This window comes from Rhizobium sp. BG4, from assembly GCF_016864575.1.
GTDB lineage: Bacteria > Pseudomonadota > Alphaproteobacteria > Rhizobiales > Rhizobiaceae > Rhizobium.
Genome location: NZ_CP044125.1, coordinates 521901 through 537182, shown reverse-complemented (window position 1 = coordinate 537182; position 15282 = coordinate 521901). Strand labels below are relative to the sequence as shown.

14 protein-coding genes are annotated in these 15282 nt (G+C 61.2%); 7 read left to right on the top strand and 7 right to left on the bottom strand.

Going from position 1 to position 15282, the window contains the following annotated elements; translation table 11 throughout:
- Positions 1–153 precede the first annotated feature (153 nt).
- The 7 genes from fabD (at position 154) to gmk (ending at position 6663) form a co-directional block, all read left to right on the top strand.
- Positions 154–1098 carry an ACP S-malonyltransferase gene (gene fabD, locus F2982_RS02875; RefSeq protein WP_203429172.1) on the top strand — a complete coding sequence of 315 codons (945 nt, stop codon included), beginning with the start codon at positions 154–156 and terminating at the stop codon, positions 1096–1098.
- Between the two features lie 30 nt (positions 1099–1128).
- A complete protein-coding gene (gene fabG, locus F2982_RS02870) occupies positions 1129–1866 on the top strand; it encodes a 3-oxoacyl-[acyl-carrier-protein] reductase (RefSeq protein WP_203429171.1) in 738 nt (245 codons plus the stop codon).
- A 287-nt stretch (positions 1867–2153) separates the two neighbouring features.
- The gene (locus F2982_RS02865; protein ID WP_003502080.1) at positions 2154–2390 is read left to right on the top strand and encodes an acyl carrier protein; all 237 of its coding nucleotides are present in this window, start codon (positions 2154–2156) and stop codon (positions 2388–2390) included.
- A 92-nt stretch (positions 2391–2482) separates the two neighbouring features.
- Positions 2483–3745 (top strand): beta-ketoacyl-ACP synthase II, encoded by a 1263-nt coding sequence (fabF, locus tag F2982_RS02860; RefSeq protein ID WP_112719528.1) that lies wholly within the window; start codon positions 2483–2485, stop codon positions 3743–3745.
- Between the two features lie 129 nt (positions 3746–3874).
- The gene (gene mltG / locus F2982_RS02855; protein ID WP_112719527.1) at positions 3875–5095 is read left to right on the top strand and encodes an endolytic transglycosylase MltG; all 1221 of its coding nucleotides are present in this window, start codon (positions 3875–3877) and stop codon (positions 5093–5095) included.
- A 14-nt stretch (positions 5096–5109) separates the two neighbouring features.
- Positions 5110–5997 carry a YicC/YloC family endoribonuclease gene (locus F2982_RS02850; RefSeq protein ID WP_203429170.1) on the top strand — a complete coding sequence of 296 codons (888 nt, stop codon included), beginning with the start codon at positions 5110–5112 and terminating at the stop codon, positions 5995–5997.
- A 3-nt stretch (positions 5998–6000) separates the two neighbouring features.
- Positions 6001–6663, top strand: coding sequence for a guanylate kinase (gene gmk / locus F2982_RS02845; RefSeq protein ID WP_112719525.1), 663 nt, complete (start codon positions 6001–6003; stop codon positions 6661–6663).
- Positions 6664–6823: 160 nt separating this feature from the next.
- On the opposite strand, the gene rsmA is transcribed toward gmk, so the two are convergent.
- The 7 genes from rsmA to F2982_RS02810 all read right to left on the bottom strand — a co-directional run bounded on the left by rsmA (position 6824) and on the right by F2982_RS02810 (position 15273).
- The gene (gene rsmA / locus F2982_RS02840) at positions 6824–7651 is read right to left on the bottom strand and encodes a 16S rRNA (adenine(1518)-N(6)/adenine(1519)-N(6))-dimethyltransferase RsmA (RefSeq protein WP_203429169.1); all 828 of its coding nucleotides are present in this window, start codon (positions 7649–7651) and stop codon (positions 6824–6826) included.
- Positions 7651–8676, bottom strand: a complete 1026-nt coding sequence (gene pdxA, locus F2982_RS02835; RefSeq protein WP_203429168.1) for a 4-hydroxythreonine-4-phosphate dehydrogenase PdxA — start codon at positions 8674–8676, stop codon at positions 7651–7653. The genes rsmA and pdxA overlap by 1 nt, the downstream gene beginning before the upstream one ends.
- 5 nt (positions 8677–8681) lie before the next feature.
- Entirely contained in the window at positions 8682–9620 is a 939-nt protein-coding gene (locus F2982_RS02830) for a peptidylprolyl isomerase (protein WP_112718821.1), read from the bottom strand.
- Positions 9621–9802: 182 nt separating this feature from the next.
- The gene (locus F2982_RS02825; protein WP_203429167.1) at positions 9803–12166 is read right to left on the bottom strand and encodes an LPS-assembly protein LptD; all 2364 of its coding nucleotides are present in this window, start codon (positions 12164–12166) and stop codon (positions 9803–9805) included.
- On the bottom strand, positions 12166–13254 hold the full coding sequence (gene lptG / locus F2982_RS02820) for an LPS export ABC transporter permease LptG (protein WP_203429166.1): 1089 nt from the start codon (positions 13252–13254) through the stop codon (positions 12166–12168). Before lptG ends, F2982_RS02825 begins: the two co-directional genes overlap by 1 nt.
- Positions 13251–14426 (bottom strand): LptF/LptG family permease, encoded by a 1176-nt coding sequence (locus F2982_RS02815; protein WP_203429165.1) that lies wholly within the window; start codon positions 14424–14426, stop codon positions 13251–13253. The genes lptG and F2982_RS02815 overlap by 4 nt, the downstream gene beginning before the upstream one ends.
- A 97-nt stretch (positions 14427–14523) precedes the next feature.
- Positions 14524–15273, bottom strand: coding sequence for a phosphatase PAP2 family protein (locus tag F2982_RS02810; RefSeq protein ID WP_246777536.1), 750 nt, complete (start codon positions 15271–15273; stop codon positions 14524–14526).
- Positions 15274–15282 lie beyond the last annotated feature (9 nt).

Genomic DNA, 15282 nt, shown 5'->3' with positions numbered 1-15282 from the left:
AATTTAAGTGCGAATTCGGCGAGCGCAAGTGCAAAAAGCCCGGTTTTTCGCACCTGCAAAAGGCTCTGGAGACCGCGAACGGGCTATTGACTCCTCAGGAAAGAACGTCAATTGGAGGCGAAATCGCCCAAATGACATAATAGGGATATAGAAATGACGGTCGCTTTTACATTTCCGGGCCAAGGCAGCCAGGCTGTCGGCATGGGCAAGGAGCTTGCCGAAAACTTCGCCGAAGCCCGCGCTGTCTTCGATGAAGTCGACGAGGCGCTCGGCGAAAAGCTGTCCTCCATCATGTTCGAAGGTCCCGAAGAGACGCTGACGCTGACGGCGAACGCCCAGCCGGCGCTGATGGCCGTCTCCATGGCCGTCATTCGCGTTCTGCAGGCCAAGGGCCTCGATCTCAAGTCCAAGGTTTCCTATGTCGCCGGCCATTCGCTCGGCGAATATTCCGCACTCTGCGCTGCCGGCACCTTCTCGCTCGCCGATACCGCCCGTCTTCTGCGCATCCGCGGCAATGCCATGCAGGCAGCCGTTCCGGTCGGCGTCGGGGCCATGGCCGCGATCATCGGCCTCGAGCAGGCTGACGTCATCGCCGTCTGCGAAGAGGCGTCCGCCCTCGGTTCGGTCCAGATCGCCAACGACAATGGCGGCGGTCAGCTGGTCATCTCCGGCGAGAAGGCAGCCGTCGAAAAGGCTGCGGCGCTCGCGACCGACAAGGGCGCCAAGCGCGCCATCCTGCTGCCGGTCTCCGCGCCCTTCCATTCAACGTTGATGGCGCCGGCCGCAGACGCGATGCGTGAAGCGCTCGCCGGCGTTGCCAAGTCCAATCCGATCGTTCCCGTCATCGCCAATGTCCGCGCTGCACCGGTCAGCGATGCAGACGAGATTGCCAAGCTTCTCGTCGAGCAGGTCACCGGCCAGGTCCGCTGGCGCGAGACGGTCGAATGGTTCGCCGCAAATAACGTCACGACGCTCTACGAGCTCGGCTCCGGCAAGGTGCTGACGGGCCTCGCGCGCCGCATCGACAAGACGGTCAATGGCATTGCAGTCAATACGGCCGCCGATATCGACGCAGCCGTCGCCGCCCTCATGGCCTGATCGGCCCCACCAGACATAAGGAACGCATCCATGCTCGATCTTACCGGCCGCAAGGCTCTCGTCACAGGCGCATCCGGCGGCATCGGCGAGGAAATCGCCCGTATCCTCCACAAGCAGGGTGCCATCGTCGGCCTGCACGGCACGCGCGTCGAAAAGCTCGAAGCGCTGGCCGCCGATCTCGGCGACCGCGTCAAGATCTTCCCGGCGAACCTGTCGAACCGTGACGAAGTCAAGGCGCTCGGCGCCAAGGCCGAAGAAGAGCTCGGCGGCGTCGATATTCTCGTCAACAATGCCGGCATCACCAAGGATGGCCTCTTCGTTCGCATGAGCGACGAGGACTGGGACGCCGTCATCGAAGTCAACCTGACCTCGATGTTCCTGCTGACCCGCGAGCTGACCCATCCGATGATGCGTCGCCGCTTCGGCCGCATCATCAACATCACGTCGATCGTCGGCGTCACCGGCAATCCGGGCCAGGCAAACTACTGTGCTTCCAAGGCCGGCATGATCGGCTTCACCAAGTCGCTGGCGCAGGAGATCGCCACCCGCAACGTCACCGTCAACTGCGTCGCCCCCGGCTTCATCGAGTCTGCCATGACCGGCAAGCTGAACGACAAGCAGAAGGACGCGATCATGGGCGCGATCCCGATGAAGCGCATGGGCACGGGCGCCGAAGTTGCTTCTGCCGTTACCTATCTCGCTTCCAACGAAGCAGCCTACATGACGGGCCAGACGCTGCACGTAAACGGCGGCATGGCCATGATCTGAAACAGGAAACCGGCCCCGTCACCGTTTTTCACGTCAATAGCGTGTTGACCAATCTGGCGGGGTTGATTTTCTGGCTTTGCGGCAGACATAAACCGTGTTAAGCGGGCCAATGACTGTGAACAGTCGTCCCGAGAAACAAGGCGAACCGGCAGGCTTTGAGCCAGCCTGGTACACCTGGAAGCCGGGCCAACGAGTTTGCTGAAGGCGTCGAGAGGGCGCCGTAGGCTGAAACAGGGTAGGGGTGCCAGAAGGCACTCTGATCAGGACATAAGGTCGAGGAAACCGACATGAGCGATATCGCAGAACGCGTAAAGAAAATTGTTATTGATCATCTTGGCGTCGATGCCGACAAGGTTGTCGAAGGCGCAAGCTTTATCGACGATCTGGGCGCAGACTCGCTCGACACCGTCGAACTGGTCATGGCGTTCGAAGAAGAATTCGGCGTTGAAATTCCTGACGACGCAGCTGACTCGATCCTGACCGTCGGCGACGCAGTCAAGTTCATCGAAAAGGCCCAGGCTTAATCCTGAGCGATTTTCAAAGGGCGGGCCACGAGTCCGCCCTTTTCATTTGGGGCTAAGCCCAATTTCAAGAAGACTATAGGCGGGGACACTCGATGAGACGGGTCGTTATCACCGGTACCGGTATGGTATCACCCTTGGGATGCGGAACTGAAATCACCTGGAAGCGTCTGCTCGAAGGCAAGAACGGTGCCCGCCTCGTAACCGAGTTCGAAGTCGAAGATCTTCCCGCCAAGATCGCCTGCCGCATTCCCGTCGGTGACGGCACCGAAGGCACCTTCAATCCCGATGACTGGATGGAGCCGAAGGAACAGCGCAAGGTCGATCCCTTCATCATCTACGGCATGGCTGCGGCCGACATGGCGCTGAAGGATGCAAACTGGCATCCACAGACCGACGAGGACCAGATCGCCACCGGCGTGCTGATCGGTTCCGGCATCGGTGGCATCGAGGGCATCGTCGAAGCGGGCTATACGCTGCGCGACAAGGGCCCGCGCCGCATCTCTCCATTCTTCATTCCCGGCCGCCTGATCAACCTGGTCTCCGGCCAGGTATCGATCCGCCACAAGCTGCGCGGCCCGAACCACTCCGTCGTCACCGCCTGCTCGACCGGCGCGCACGCCATCGGCGATGCTGCCCGTCTGATCGCACTCGGCGATGCCGATGTCATGGTTGCCGGCGGTACCGAATCCCCGGTCAGCCGCATTTCGCTCGCGGGCTTTGCCGCCTGCAAGGCGCTGTCGACCCAGCACAACGACGACCCGACCAAGGCTTCGCGTCCCTACGACAAGGACCGTGACGGCTTCGTCATGGGCGAGGGCGCCGGCATCGTCGTTCTCGAAGAGCTGGAACATGCGCTGGCGCGCGGCGCCAAGATCTATGCCGAAGTCGTCGGCTATGGTCTGTCGGGCGACGCCTATCACATCACCGCACCGTCGGAAGACGGCGAAGGCGCACAGCGCTGCATGGCGATGGCGCTGAAGCGCGCCGGCCTGACGCCTGCCGATATCGACTACATCAACGCCCACGGCACCTCGACCATGGCCGACACGATCGAGCTCGGCGCCGTCGAGCGCCTCGTCGGCAATGCCGCTTCGAAGATCTCGATGTCGTCCACCAAGTCGGCAACGGGTCACCTTCTCGGTGCCGCAGGCGCTATCGAAGCGATCTTCACGACGCTGGCGATCCGCGACAACGTCGCCCCGCCGACGCTGAACCTCGACAACCCCGAGCGCGAAACGGCCATCGATCTCGTTCCGCACAAGGCTCGTCAGCGGGAAATCAATGTGGCACTGTCGAATTCCTTCGGATTCGGCGGTACCAACGCATCGCTGGTTCTGCGCCGCTACGCCGCCTAACAGGCGGGCGCCACGGCGCATTTTGGCAGAGCACGAAGGCAGGGCCGGCACCTCGTGGCGGCGGCCCACCTGTTTTTTGCCGTATTGCTTCTTAAAAAGCAGACGGGGCCAAATATAGAGGAATGCCGGGTGAGCGACACGAACCAGAGCAACGAAACGCCGGGTCAGGGCGAGCAGCAGGCACAGAACGGCCGGATCATTCCGAAATCGCCGACTGAAGCGCTGCGCCCGGAACGCGTTCCGGAGCCGCCGAAGCGCTCCAAGAAGGCGCGCAGCCAGGTCGTGATCTTCCTCAATTTCGTGATGACGCTGGTGGTGCTCGGCTGCGCCGCGGCGGTCTTTGCCTTCTACTACGCGATCTCGAGCTATCAGGATCCGGGCCCGCTCGAGACGAACACCAACTTCATCGTTCGCAGCGGCGCCGGTCTCTCCGAGATTTCGAGCAATCTCGAGCGCAACAACATCATCTCCGACGCCCGCATCTTCCGCTATCTGACGGCCACCCATCTGAACGAAGGCGAAAGCCTGAAGGCTGGTGAATACGAGATCAAGGCCAAGGCTTCCATGAACGACATCATGGAGCTGCTGAAGTCGGGCAAGTCGATCCTCTATTCGATTTCCTTCCCTGAGGGCCTGACGGTCCGCCAGATGTTCAATCGCATGAACGAGGACCAGGTTCTGGAAGGCGAGCTGCCGACCGTGCTTCCTGCTGAAGGCAGCCTGCGGCCGGATACATACAAGTTCTCGCGCGGCACTAAGCGCGGCGAGATCGTCGACCAGATGGCAGCCGCCCAGACCAAGCTCGTCGAGCAGATCTGGGACAAGCGCGATCCGGCGCTTCAGCTGAAGTCGAAGGAAGAGCTGGTGGCACTCGCCTCGATCGTCGAGAAGGAAACCGGCGTGCCGGACGAGCGCGCCCATGTCGCCTCCGTCTTCCTCAACCGTCTCGGCAAGGGCATGCGCCTGCAGTCGGATCCGACGATCATTTACGGCCTCTTCGGCGGCGACGGCAAGCCGGCTGACCGGCCGATCTATCAGTCGGACCTGAAGAAGGACACGCCCTTCAACACCTATATCATCAAGGGCCTGCCGCCGACGCCGATTGCCAATCCGGGCCGCGATGCGCTGGAAGCCGTGGCTAACCCTTGGAAGACCGAGGACCTCTATTTCGTTGCCGACGGCACCGGCGGCCACGTCTTCGCGGCCACCCTCGACGACCACAATGCCAATGTCAGGCGCTGGCGCAAGCTGGAAGCCGACAAGGGCGCCGATCCGAATATCGCGGTGGACGGCCAGCCCGAAGCACAGGCGGATGCGCCTGCCGCCCAGAAGAAAAAGAAGACCAACTGATTTCGGAGGCTCGCATGGCTTTGCAGTCCATGACCGGTTTTGCACGGCGTGAGGGAACGAGCGGCCGTTGGCGTTGGGCATGGGAACTGCGCTCGGTCAACGGCAAGGGTCTCGACCTGCGCCTGCGCCTGCCGCCCGGCCTGGAGCGGATGGAGGTGGACGTGCGCCGCATGGCGGGCGAAACCTTCAGCCGCGGCAACATGCAGGCGAACCTCTCGGTTTCTGCCGGCGAGAACCGCTTCGAAACAGTTCTCAATCAGGATGCGCTGGCGACCGTTCTTGCCCTGCGCGACCAGCTGGCAGGCATCATCGATCCGGAGCCGCTGAAGCTCGACACGCTGTTGTCGATCCGCGGCCTCGTGGAGTTCCGCGAGAGCGAAGACAGCGAAGACGCACTCGCTGCCCGTGATGCCGATGTCGTCAGCGGCCTCGTCGGCGCGCTTGCCGATCTGAAGCTGATGCGCGAGCAGGAGGGGGCGGCTCTGTCGCGCGTACTCCTCGACCATGTCTCGACCATCGAAAGGCTGACGCAGACCATCGAGCGCGACCCTTCGCGTTCGCCGCAGGAGATCGCCGAGCGCCTGAAGACGCAGGTGGCGATGCTGCTCGATGGCACCGCAGCGCTCGATCGCGATCGCCTTCATGCTGAGGCGGCGCTGCTTGCCACCAAGGCTGATCTTCGCGAGGAAATCGACCGGCTGAAGGCGCATGTCGCCGCTGCCCGCGAATTGCTGGCAAAAGGCGGCCCTGTCGGCCGCAAGCTGGATTTCCTTGCACAGGAATTTAACCGGGAATCGAATACCATCTGTTCGAAATCGAATGCCTCGGCCGTGACCGCCGCCGGCATTGAACTGAAAGTCGTCATCGACCAGTTCCGCGAACAGGTCCAGAATCTGGAGTGATCCATGCAACCGACGAAAACGTCGCCCATTCAGATCGCGCGCCGCGGCCTGATGCTTGTCATCTCATCGCCGTCGGGCGCCGGAAAATCGACGATTGCCCGCACGCTTCTGGCGCAGGATAGCCAGATCGGTCTGTCGGTCAGTGTCACAACGCGCCAGCGCCGCCCGAGCGAGGTCGAGGGCATCCACTATCGCTTCGTCAGCATCCGTGAATTCGAGGTGCTGCGCGATTCCGATTCGCTTCTTGAGTGGGCCGAGGTTCACGGCAATTTCTACGGAACGCCGCGCGCTCCCGTCGAACAGGCGATGAGCGAAGGACGCGACATGCTGTTCGACATCGACTGGCAGGGCGCCCAGCAGCTGCAGGAGAAGATGTCGGCTGACGTCGTCTCGATCTTCGTGCTGCCCCCGACCATGACCGAGCTGCAATCGCGCCTGCACCGTCGCGCCGAAGACTCCGAAGAAGTCATCGCCCAGCGGCTGGCCAATTCCCGCGCCGAAATCGGCCACTGGCGCGAATACGACTATGTCATCGTCAACGACGATCTCGAGAAAGCCTTCGACTCCGTTCAGTCGATCGTCAAGGCCGAGCGTCTCCGCCGAGACCGCGGCCACGGCGTCTTCGACTTCGTCACCAAGCTGCTGGAAGAAACGCCGGTTCTCTGAGGGGCGGGCCGGGGGCTCCGCGAACTTCCCTGGTTCCTGTGCTCTTCACAAGAACCCAGCCGCCGCGCGTCCGCGCGGCGAATGACTCATTAGCCTGAAAAGAAAAGTCGCGCGCGCCTAAGGACTTGGTCGCCCCGCGCCCAATGTCCGAACAAGTTCCCTAGAGGCTATTCGCCAGCAAACAAAACTCATCCACCGAAAGCGTCTCGGCCCGCCGCTGCGGATCGATACCCGCCTTCTGCAGCAGCGCCTCGCCGCCGATCGGCTTCAGGCTCTGGCGCAGCATCTTGCGGCGCTGGCCGAAGGCGGCATGCGTGACCCGCTCCAGGTTGGCCACGGAGCAGGGGATCGGGTTTTCACGCGGCGTCAGGTGCACAACCGTCGACGTCACCTTCGGCGGCGGCGTGAAGGCCTGCGGGGAAATGTCGAAGGCCATATGCGCTTGAGTGCGCCAGCCCGCGAGCACGCCGAGGCGGCCGTAGTGATCGTCGTCCTGTTCGGCGACGATCCGCTCGCCGACTTCCTTCTGGAACATCAGCGTCAGCGACTCCCAGAAGGGCGGCCACTGCTTCGGCAGCAGCCAGTTCACCAGAAGCTGCGTGCCGACATTATAGGGCAGGTTGGCGATGATCTTGACCGGACCCGCAGGCGCCATAGCCTCGAAATCGGTCTTCAGCGCGTCACCTTCGATGACCTCGAGACGGCCCGGATAGTGATCGGCAATCTCGGCAAGCGCCGGCAGGCAGCGCGGATCGCGCTCGACGGCAATCACCTTCTTGGCGCCGAGCGCCAGGATTGCACGCGTCAGGCCGCCGGGACCTGGGCCAACCTCGAACACGGTCGCATTCTCGAGACTGCCGGCAGTGCGGGCAACCTTCTGCGTCAGGTTGAGGTCCAGGAGGAAGTTCTGTCCGAGCGCCTTGCGGGCGTCGAGCCCGTGACGCTGGATGACGTCGCGCAGCGCCGGCAGGCCATCGAGTGCAGCCATCAGCGGCGGCTCTCGGCGTTGCGGCCCAGCTGGGCGCCGAGCTTCAGTGCGGCGACGAGGCTGTGCTCGCGGGCAATGCCCTTGCCGGCAATGCCGAAGGCGGTGCCATGATCGGGGGAGGTGCGCACGAAGGGCAGGCCAAGCGTGACATTGACGGAATCGTCGAAGCCGAGTGCCTTGGCCGGGATCAGCGCCTGGTCATGATACATGCAGACGGCGACGTCGTAGCGGGCGCGGGCCTCGTCATGGAACATCGTATCGGCGGGCAGGGGGCCGATGGCATCGATGCCCTCGGCGCGCAACTGCTGCACGGCCGGATGGATGATGTCCTCGTCCTCGCGGCCCATCGTGCCGCTTTCGCCCGCATGCGGATTGAGACCGGCCACCGCAAGGCGCGGTTGGGCGATCCCAAAGCGCTCGATCAGGTCGGCATTGGCAATGCGGCAGGTCTCGACGATCAGCGCGCCGGTCAGCGCCTGCGGCACGTCCTTGATCGGGATATGGATGGTGACGGGAATGGCGCGCAGTTTCGGTCCGGCAAGCATCATGACCGGCGTCATGGCCTTACCCGTCGCGCGTGCTGCGAGATCGGCAAGAAACTCGGTATGTCCAGGGAATTTGAAGCCCGCCTCGTAAAGCACTGACTTCGCGATCGGGTTCGTCACGACCGCAAGCGCTTCGCCCTTGTGGGTCAGCGCGACCGCGGTCTCGATCGCGGCGATCGTTCCGGCGGCCGTCGCCACATGCGGTTCACCGGCAGCGACTTCAACGCCGGCCGCTATCGGCAGGACCGGCAGAGCTTCGGCAAAGATTTCGCCAGCAGTGCCGGCATCCGCGTGGCGGATCGGCACGGTAACATCGAGCTGACGGGCACGCACGGCCAGCACGTCGGGATCGCCGATGAAGAAGAACGGCGCAAGACCGAGCTCGCGGCGGCGCAGCCACGCCGTCAGCGTGATATCCGGGCCGACCCCTGCCGGGTCACCCTGCGTCAGCGCCAGTGGCCGCGAGAAGGGGACTGCCATGGCGATCAGCGATAGATGATCTGCGCCTTGGAGCGCAGTTCGTCGAGGTACTTCTTGGAATTCTCGTCGGTCGGCGCTTCCTTGTTGGCCTTCGCCTTGTCGAGGTCTTCCTGGCGGAACACCATCTCGGCGGCCGTGTCGTCGGAAACCTGACGCTGGCTGCAGATCGCCAGATACTCGACGCCCTTGTCAGTCACGCGGGTTGCCGTCGTGTTGCCCTTGGCCTGCTCGACCAGCGGCTTCCAGTCTGCCGGCAGCTGCGGGGCCAGCATGCGGCCGAGATCACGGATGGAAACGTCACGCATGGTCGCGGCAAAGACCTTCGCCTGATCACAGCCTGGATACTTCGAGCGGGATGCTTCCGCTTCGCTCTTGCGCTTGGCGGTGATGCCCTTCTTCGACTGCGGCACCACGAAGATCACCTGCTGCAGCATATACTCGGTGGTCTCGGGCTTCTGCTTGTTGTTTTCCATCATGCGCGAGACGAGATCGCTGCTCGACATGCGGCCGGCGGAGCCGAAGCGCGCATTGACGACGCGCGGCCAGCTCATCTGCACCGCGATGAACTGCTTGAAATGGTCGGCACCGACGCCAGCGCGGGTCAGAATGTCGGTCAGCTGCGCAACGGTCAGCTTGTTACCCTGCGCAAAACGGGCGAAGGAGGCGTCGACGTCGTCCTTGGAGACCGACATGCGCACGCGGGCGACTTCCTGGCGCTTCAGCGCTTCGTCGACCAGCGATTCCTGGGCGCTCTTCGCATCTGCCTTCTGATGCTGCAGCTTCAGGAAGGCCACACGCTTGGCAACGTCACCGGAGGTGATCGCCGTGCCGTTGACAACGGCCTTGACTTCGCTTGCGGCAAAGGCCGGCTGAAACGCGGCAGCCGCGATGCACATCGCAGCGCCTGCAAGGATTGCCGTAACCGTTCTTCTGGCGCCAATCATCTATCGACCCTTCCCTAGACGACACAGTCTATGCGCGCCTATTTCCTTCCATCGAGACTACAGGACGTCATTTCCAACGAAATGATGCTTTCCTATGCCTCAGATAATTGCTGACGGCAATGTCCTGCAAAAGTCTTGCGGCGAAAGAAAGGCTCTCTTTCTTTCGCCGCCGCTCTGTACGCTTAGTTGTTGTAGATCTTCTTGTCCGGATCGTCGAAGTTGCCGACGTTGATGTCGCCCAGCGTGCGGAACGTCAACTTGGCGCCGATCGTCCAGTCGCTTGCGGACTCGTCGCTCAGGTCGCGCTTGTCGGTATAGGCGATCGTGAAGATCGTGCACTCATCTTCGTAGGAGAGGCCGATGCTCTTGCGGGCGATGACGTCGTTGTTCAGATCCCAGGCGATGCCGCCGAAGATGGACCAGTAATCCTTGAACTTGACCGACGCCTTCGTCTGCAATTCGTCCGCATCCTCCAGGAGGCCGTAGTCCGGCTGCTTGGTGATATGGGTATAGATCAACTGGCTCTGGAACGTGTCGTTCTGGAAGCCTGCAGTGAAATCACCACGGCGGAACGACAAGTCCTTCTCGTCGAGACGGTAGGATGCTGCGAGAGCCAGACCCTGAGGCGTCTCGATGCCGCCAAGACCGACATAGTCGGAGCGCGATGTTTCGAGGCCGGATTCGGCGCCTGCATTGACCAGATCGGGGCTGGCGAACGAGTTGTCACCGGCGAGCTGGAAGGACTGGCCGAAGATACCGTGCAGCTTGTAGCCGCTGTCGAATGTGCCCGTGTACTGGAAGCCGATATTGGCGCGCGTGCCACCCTCGATACGGTCATAACCCGAGAACTTGTCACGATCGAACAGGTTGGTCGCATCGAAGACAAAGCTCTGCGCATCTTCGTTCGGCAGGGCGCCTGCAAGCGGCTCGTCCGGGCGCGCATAAACCTGCGCGATCGGTTCGATCACATGCGAGCTGTTGGAGGTCGTGATCAGGAACGGATAACGGACTTCGAGACCGGCAGTCAGCATGCCGCGGGTCGCCGCATCGCCGTTGTCGAAGTCGCCATTGTAGACGGAGGTGCCGCTGATCGAGTTCGGGTCGTCGACATTGAGCGAGAACGCATCGCCGCGCGCAGCAAGCAGCGGCGTGATCAGGACGCCTGCTGGCGTCACAAAGGTCCGCTTCCATTCCAACTCGCCGCTGAGGCGCGCAGTTTGCCCCTTGAGCGAGAACCTGTCGTCGCCAAGCGGGTTGTCGAAGAAGCTGTCATGCGTCCGCGAGATATTCGTCAGATTGACGTCGAGCGACAGTTCACCACCTGCCAGCGGCTGCGGCGCGACATAGTGATAGTCCATCGTCGGATAGACGATCGCCTGCTGCTTTTCGGCTTCGCTCGTCGGATCCGCATCCTGGACGTCGAAATAGAATGAGCGCAGATCGAAGTAATTCCGCTTGCCGAGGCCCGTCAGGTAAATCTGGTTGGTATGCGTTGTCTGGTTGTAGTCTTTAAGATTGTAAGTCCGCGAGAAGTTGTTGTCGGACTGATACATGACGTCCCAGCCGAAGGTCCAGCGCGGATTGATCTTGAACTCGGCCTGCGAGGCGATCATGCCGCGGTTTTCGCGCTGATCGCTCGTATCGCTCGTAAAGTTCTCCGGATTGAGCTGGTTGATACCCGCCATCCGAAGCGTATGTGTGCCGTTCTCGAAACGCTGACGGAACTCGCCATCAAGCAGGAAGCCCTGCTCGGTATAACCGGTACCCGTCACCGTTGCGTCCATGCTCGGCGAGAACACGTAGTAATACGGAATGGAGAGCCCGAATCCGAGATTCTGCGACGTGCTCATCGTCGGGAACAGGAAACCCGACTTGCGCTTCACGGTGTTATCTGGGACTTCGATCCACGGAATGTAAGCGATCGGAGTGCCGAGCAGCTCGAAGCGAGCCTTCTCCAGGCGAATGGTATGCTTCTCGCCGTTCTGGATGACGCGTTCAGCCTTGACCTGCCAAAATGGCGGCTTTTCAGGGTTTTCAGCGCAGGGCAAGCAGGCCGTATAGACGCCCCTGTTCAGGATCATCTGCGTGCCGCCGACGCGCTCACCGCTTTCGGCGACGATGCGCGTATTGTCCGCTGTCTCGATACGGAGAGCGTTGATGAAGCCATTGGCAAAATCGTCAGTGACGTCAAGCTTGTCGGAATACATCCGGTTGCCATCGGGACTGATCATCTCGATGTTGCCGAGCGCCATCATCCGGCCGGTCTTCTGATTGTATTCGACGCGCTGCGCCACCAGCTTGTAGCCGGCGTAATTGATCTGAACGCCACCCGTGACGGAAACGATCTGCTGGTCCTTGTTATAGACCAGTTCGTTTGCCGAAAGCACCAGCTTCTGGCCCTCTTGGACCTTCGGCTGCAGCTTCTGGATAGCTGGATTTTCCTGTGCAAAGACTTCTGGAATGCTGCCGGAATAGCTGAGCAGAGTCGCGCCTGCGAGCAGGGCAACCAACTGTTTACTAAAAGTCTTGCGGTCGCCTGCCGCCACTAGCCATCCTCCTGATGAAGCAGAATCGTTGCGCCGAGTGCCAGCGCGACGACTACCGGAATCCAGGCCGCCACGAAAGGCGGCACAACTCCGCTGCTTCCAAATGCTTTTACAAGCACGGTCAGCACATAAAGCACGAAGCCTGAGATGATGCCACCCAGAATCACGGACCTCGATTGGTTGAACCGGCTAAATTTCAGGGACACTGTTGCAGCAATGAGAGTCATCGCTACGAGAAGCAGCGGCTGCGACAGCAGTGAGTGGAATTGCGTCTCCAGCGCCTTGGTCGGAACACCGAAGGATTTCGCAATTTCAATTCGATTAGAAAGATCAAAAAAAGCAATGGTTTCAGGTGGAGTCAGGCGCTCCCTGACGAAATCTTGCTTCAAATTGGTACGCAGTTGTACCGTTGGCTTACGCTGGACGATTTCGCCGGGGCGGCGCTCCGTCACATCCTTAAGAAGCCAGTAACCATCTTCCAACTTTGCCGACTTCGCATCCTGGCGCAGGATCACCCGGCCATCCGAATCGAAGTGGATAAGCACCGCGTCGGTCAGCAGCGTGCCGTTCTCGAGGATCGTCTGCGCGCCGATGATAACGTCGTCCTGGCCGCTGATCTGACGAATCCACGGGATCTGCGATGCCTTGTTGGCAAGCTTGTCCTGCCCGCGCCAATCGGTCTCGACGAGCGCGGCCTGGCGCTGGCCCCAAGCGGCAATCGGGTTGATGACCGTGACCGTCAAGACGCCAAGCAGCAAGGCGCCGACAACGAAGGGCGTCATGAACTGCCAGACGGAAATGCCTGCCGCGCGAGTGACGACCAGTTCGTATTTCCGGTTGAGCCCGATCAGCACGGTCATGCCGACGAAGAGGGCGATGAATGGAATAGTCTGCTGCAAAAGCAGCGGCAGACGAACCGCCGTCATCAACAGGCCACTCGCAACCGTGTAGCCGGGAAGGCCGGACATTCGGGTCGCGGTCTCGCTGAAGTCGATCAGGAAGACGATGCTGATGATTCCCAGGAAGAACCAGACGGTCGTCACCATGTAGCGGCGGAAGAAATAACGCCCAAGCGTGCCGAAAATCATGCGGCACCTCCCGATTTTCCGTTCTTACGCGGGCCTAGATAGCCGCTCAAAAGACGCGAAATCGCCGAAAGGCGATTGCTGATGGCCGTCGGAACGAGTCGCCGATGGAAATTGAGAAGGACGATCGCAATCAGCGAAGCGACAACAGGGATGCCGTAAAGGATCACCGTGTAGGCTGGGCGCGTATCGATCTCGTTTGCAGCGTAGAAAGATGCCCAGCGAAGAGCAAAGGCGATCCCGAGCGCCGAGATCATCGGGTGGAGGCGCGCTTCGCGATGCGAGCGTGCGTCGCCGGCAATCACCAGTGAAATCAGAGCAAAGACGAAAGGCAGCGTCCAGTCCGTCAGGCGCCGATGCAGCTCGGCGGTATAACTGCCTGGTTTCGCAATGTAATCCTTATCTGTCGGGTCGGGGTTCAAAAGGAACGACAGATCGCGGTCGCTGGCGCGCAGCGTCGCCTCGCCACGGTTTTCCGTCAGGTCCGACAGGTCGAACGAATAGGAATCGAAGCGGATGATCGAGACGTTGCCGTCGCGGGTCTTTCTCTGGACTTCGCCATCCTTCATGAGCAGCGACGTGCCGCTCTGGTCGACGGCGCCTTCGCGCGCATAATAGATCATGTCGAAGGCCGGATCGCGCTCGTCGACGACGAAGAGCCCACGCAGGACGCGGCCCGCGAGACGTTCGGAAATTTGCACAAACAGGCCGTCGTCGATCTTGCGGAAGTTTTTCTCCTCAATGACGGTCGAGAGCAGGTCGGCGTAGGTCTCAGCTACCATCTGGCGGACGCCGGTCTTAGCCTTCGGTTCGACGACGTTGTCGACGAAGAAAGAGAAAACGCTGATGACGGCCGCAAGCAACAGGATCGGGCGCACCAGGATGCTGCGCTTGGCCCCGGCAGCGTCGATGACGGTCAGCTCGGAATCGTTGTTCATCGTCGTCAGCGTCTGGGTGATGCCGATGACGAGAGCGAAGGGCAGGACGATCGGAATGATCGACGGCAGGATCAGCGTTGCCAGCATCGCGAACGATCCGACGGATTGCCCGCTGTCGGTCACGAGATTGACGCGCTGCAGCACCTGAGTCGTCCAGATGATCGCAAGCACTGGCAGCAGCGCTACGAAAAACATCTGGCCGACGCGCCGCAATATGTAGATCTCGAGAAGTTTCATGCCTGCCCTTGAACGATCCGCCGGGCAAACGCCCCGCAGCGGATTCCATCTACGATGTTTGTTTCGCTTTTGCGACCGGTCCGGCTCAAAAATTCATTCAAATTTCAGAATTTTTTGGGCGGTGTGACGAATCTGTGAACGCGTAGAGACCGGCAAAGACGACGACCGCGAGCAGCCAGCCGAGGATGATGTCGGAAAGGAAATGGCCGCCGAAAGCGAGCCGCATCATGGGCGTCAGCAGCGACACTGCGACAACTGGCAGGAAAAGCCCGGTTCTCGCCGGCTGCGGAATGAATACCAGCAGACAGAGAAGCCAGCCGGCACTTGCCGCTTCGCCTGAGATGAACGAACAGTTGCTGACGCATTTGCCCGCGAAGGATCCGGCCTGGACGAAGTCCATCATGCCGCCAAATTCGGTGACGGAAACCGGGCGAGGGCGGCCCCAATGTTCCTTTAGGATCAGATTGACGATCAGGCCTGGGCCGATCAGCAGCGAGCCGAGCGCGACCTTAAGATTACGTGCCCGGACCGCGTTGAACGTCGCTCCATGCTGCGTGTAGCAGGCGATCAGGAAGCCGAGCTGAACGATCGCCACCACGTAGGGTAGCCGGAAGAAGATAACGCGGAGATTTTTGAGGAACCAGTTGCCGGCCAGCGTGAAGGAGCCGCAGACATCGCCGGCAAGCGCGGTGGCGTCGCAGGTCGCGGGCGTGAAAAAGTAGCGGGAGGTCGCCAGATCGATGCCGGGAAAGGCGTAGAAGATGACGAGCAGCAGCCACCACAGGCAGAAGAGCCCGACGAAAATATCGGCAGCGGTCGGCGGAAAGCTGATTCTCCAGCCGGAAATATAGGTCTT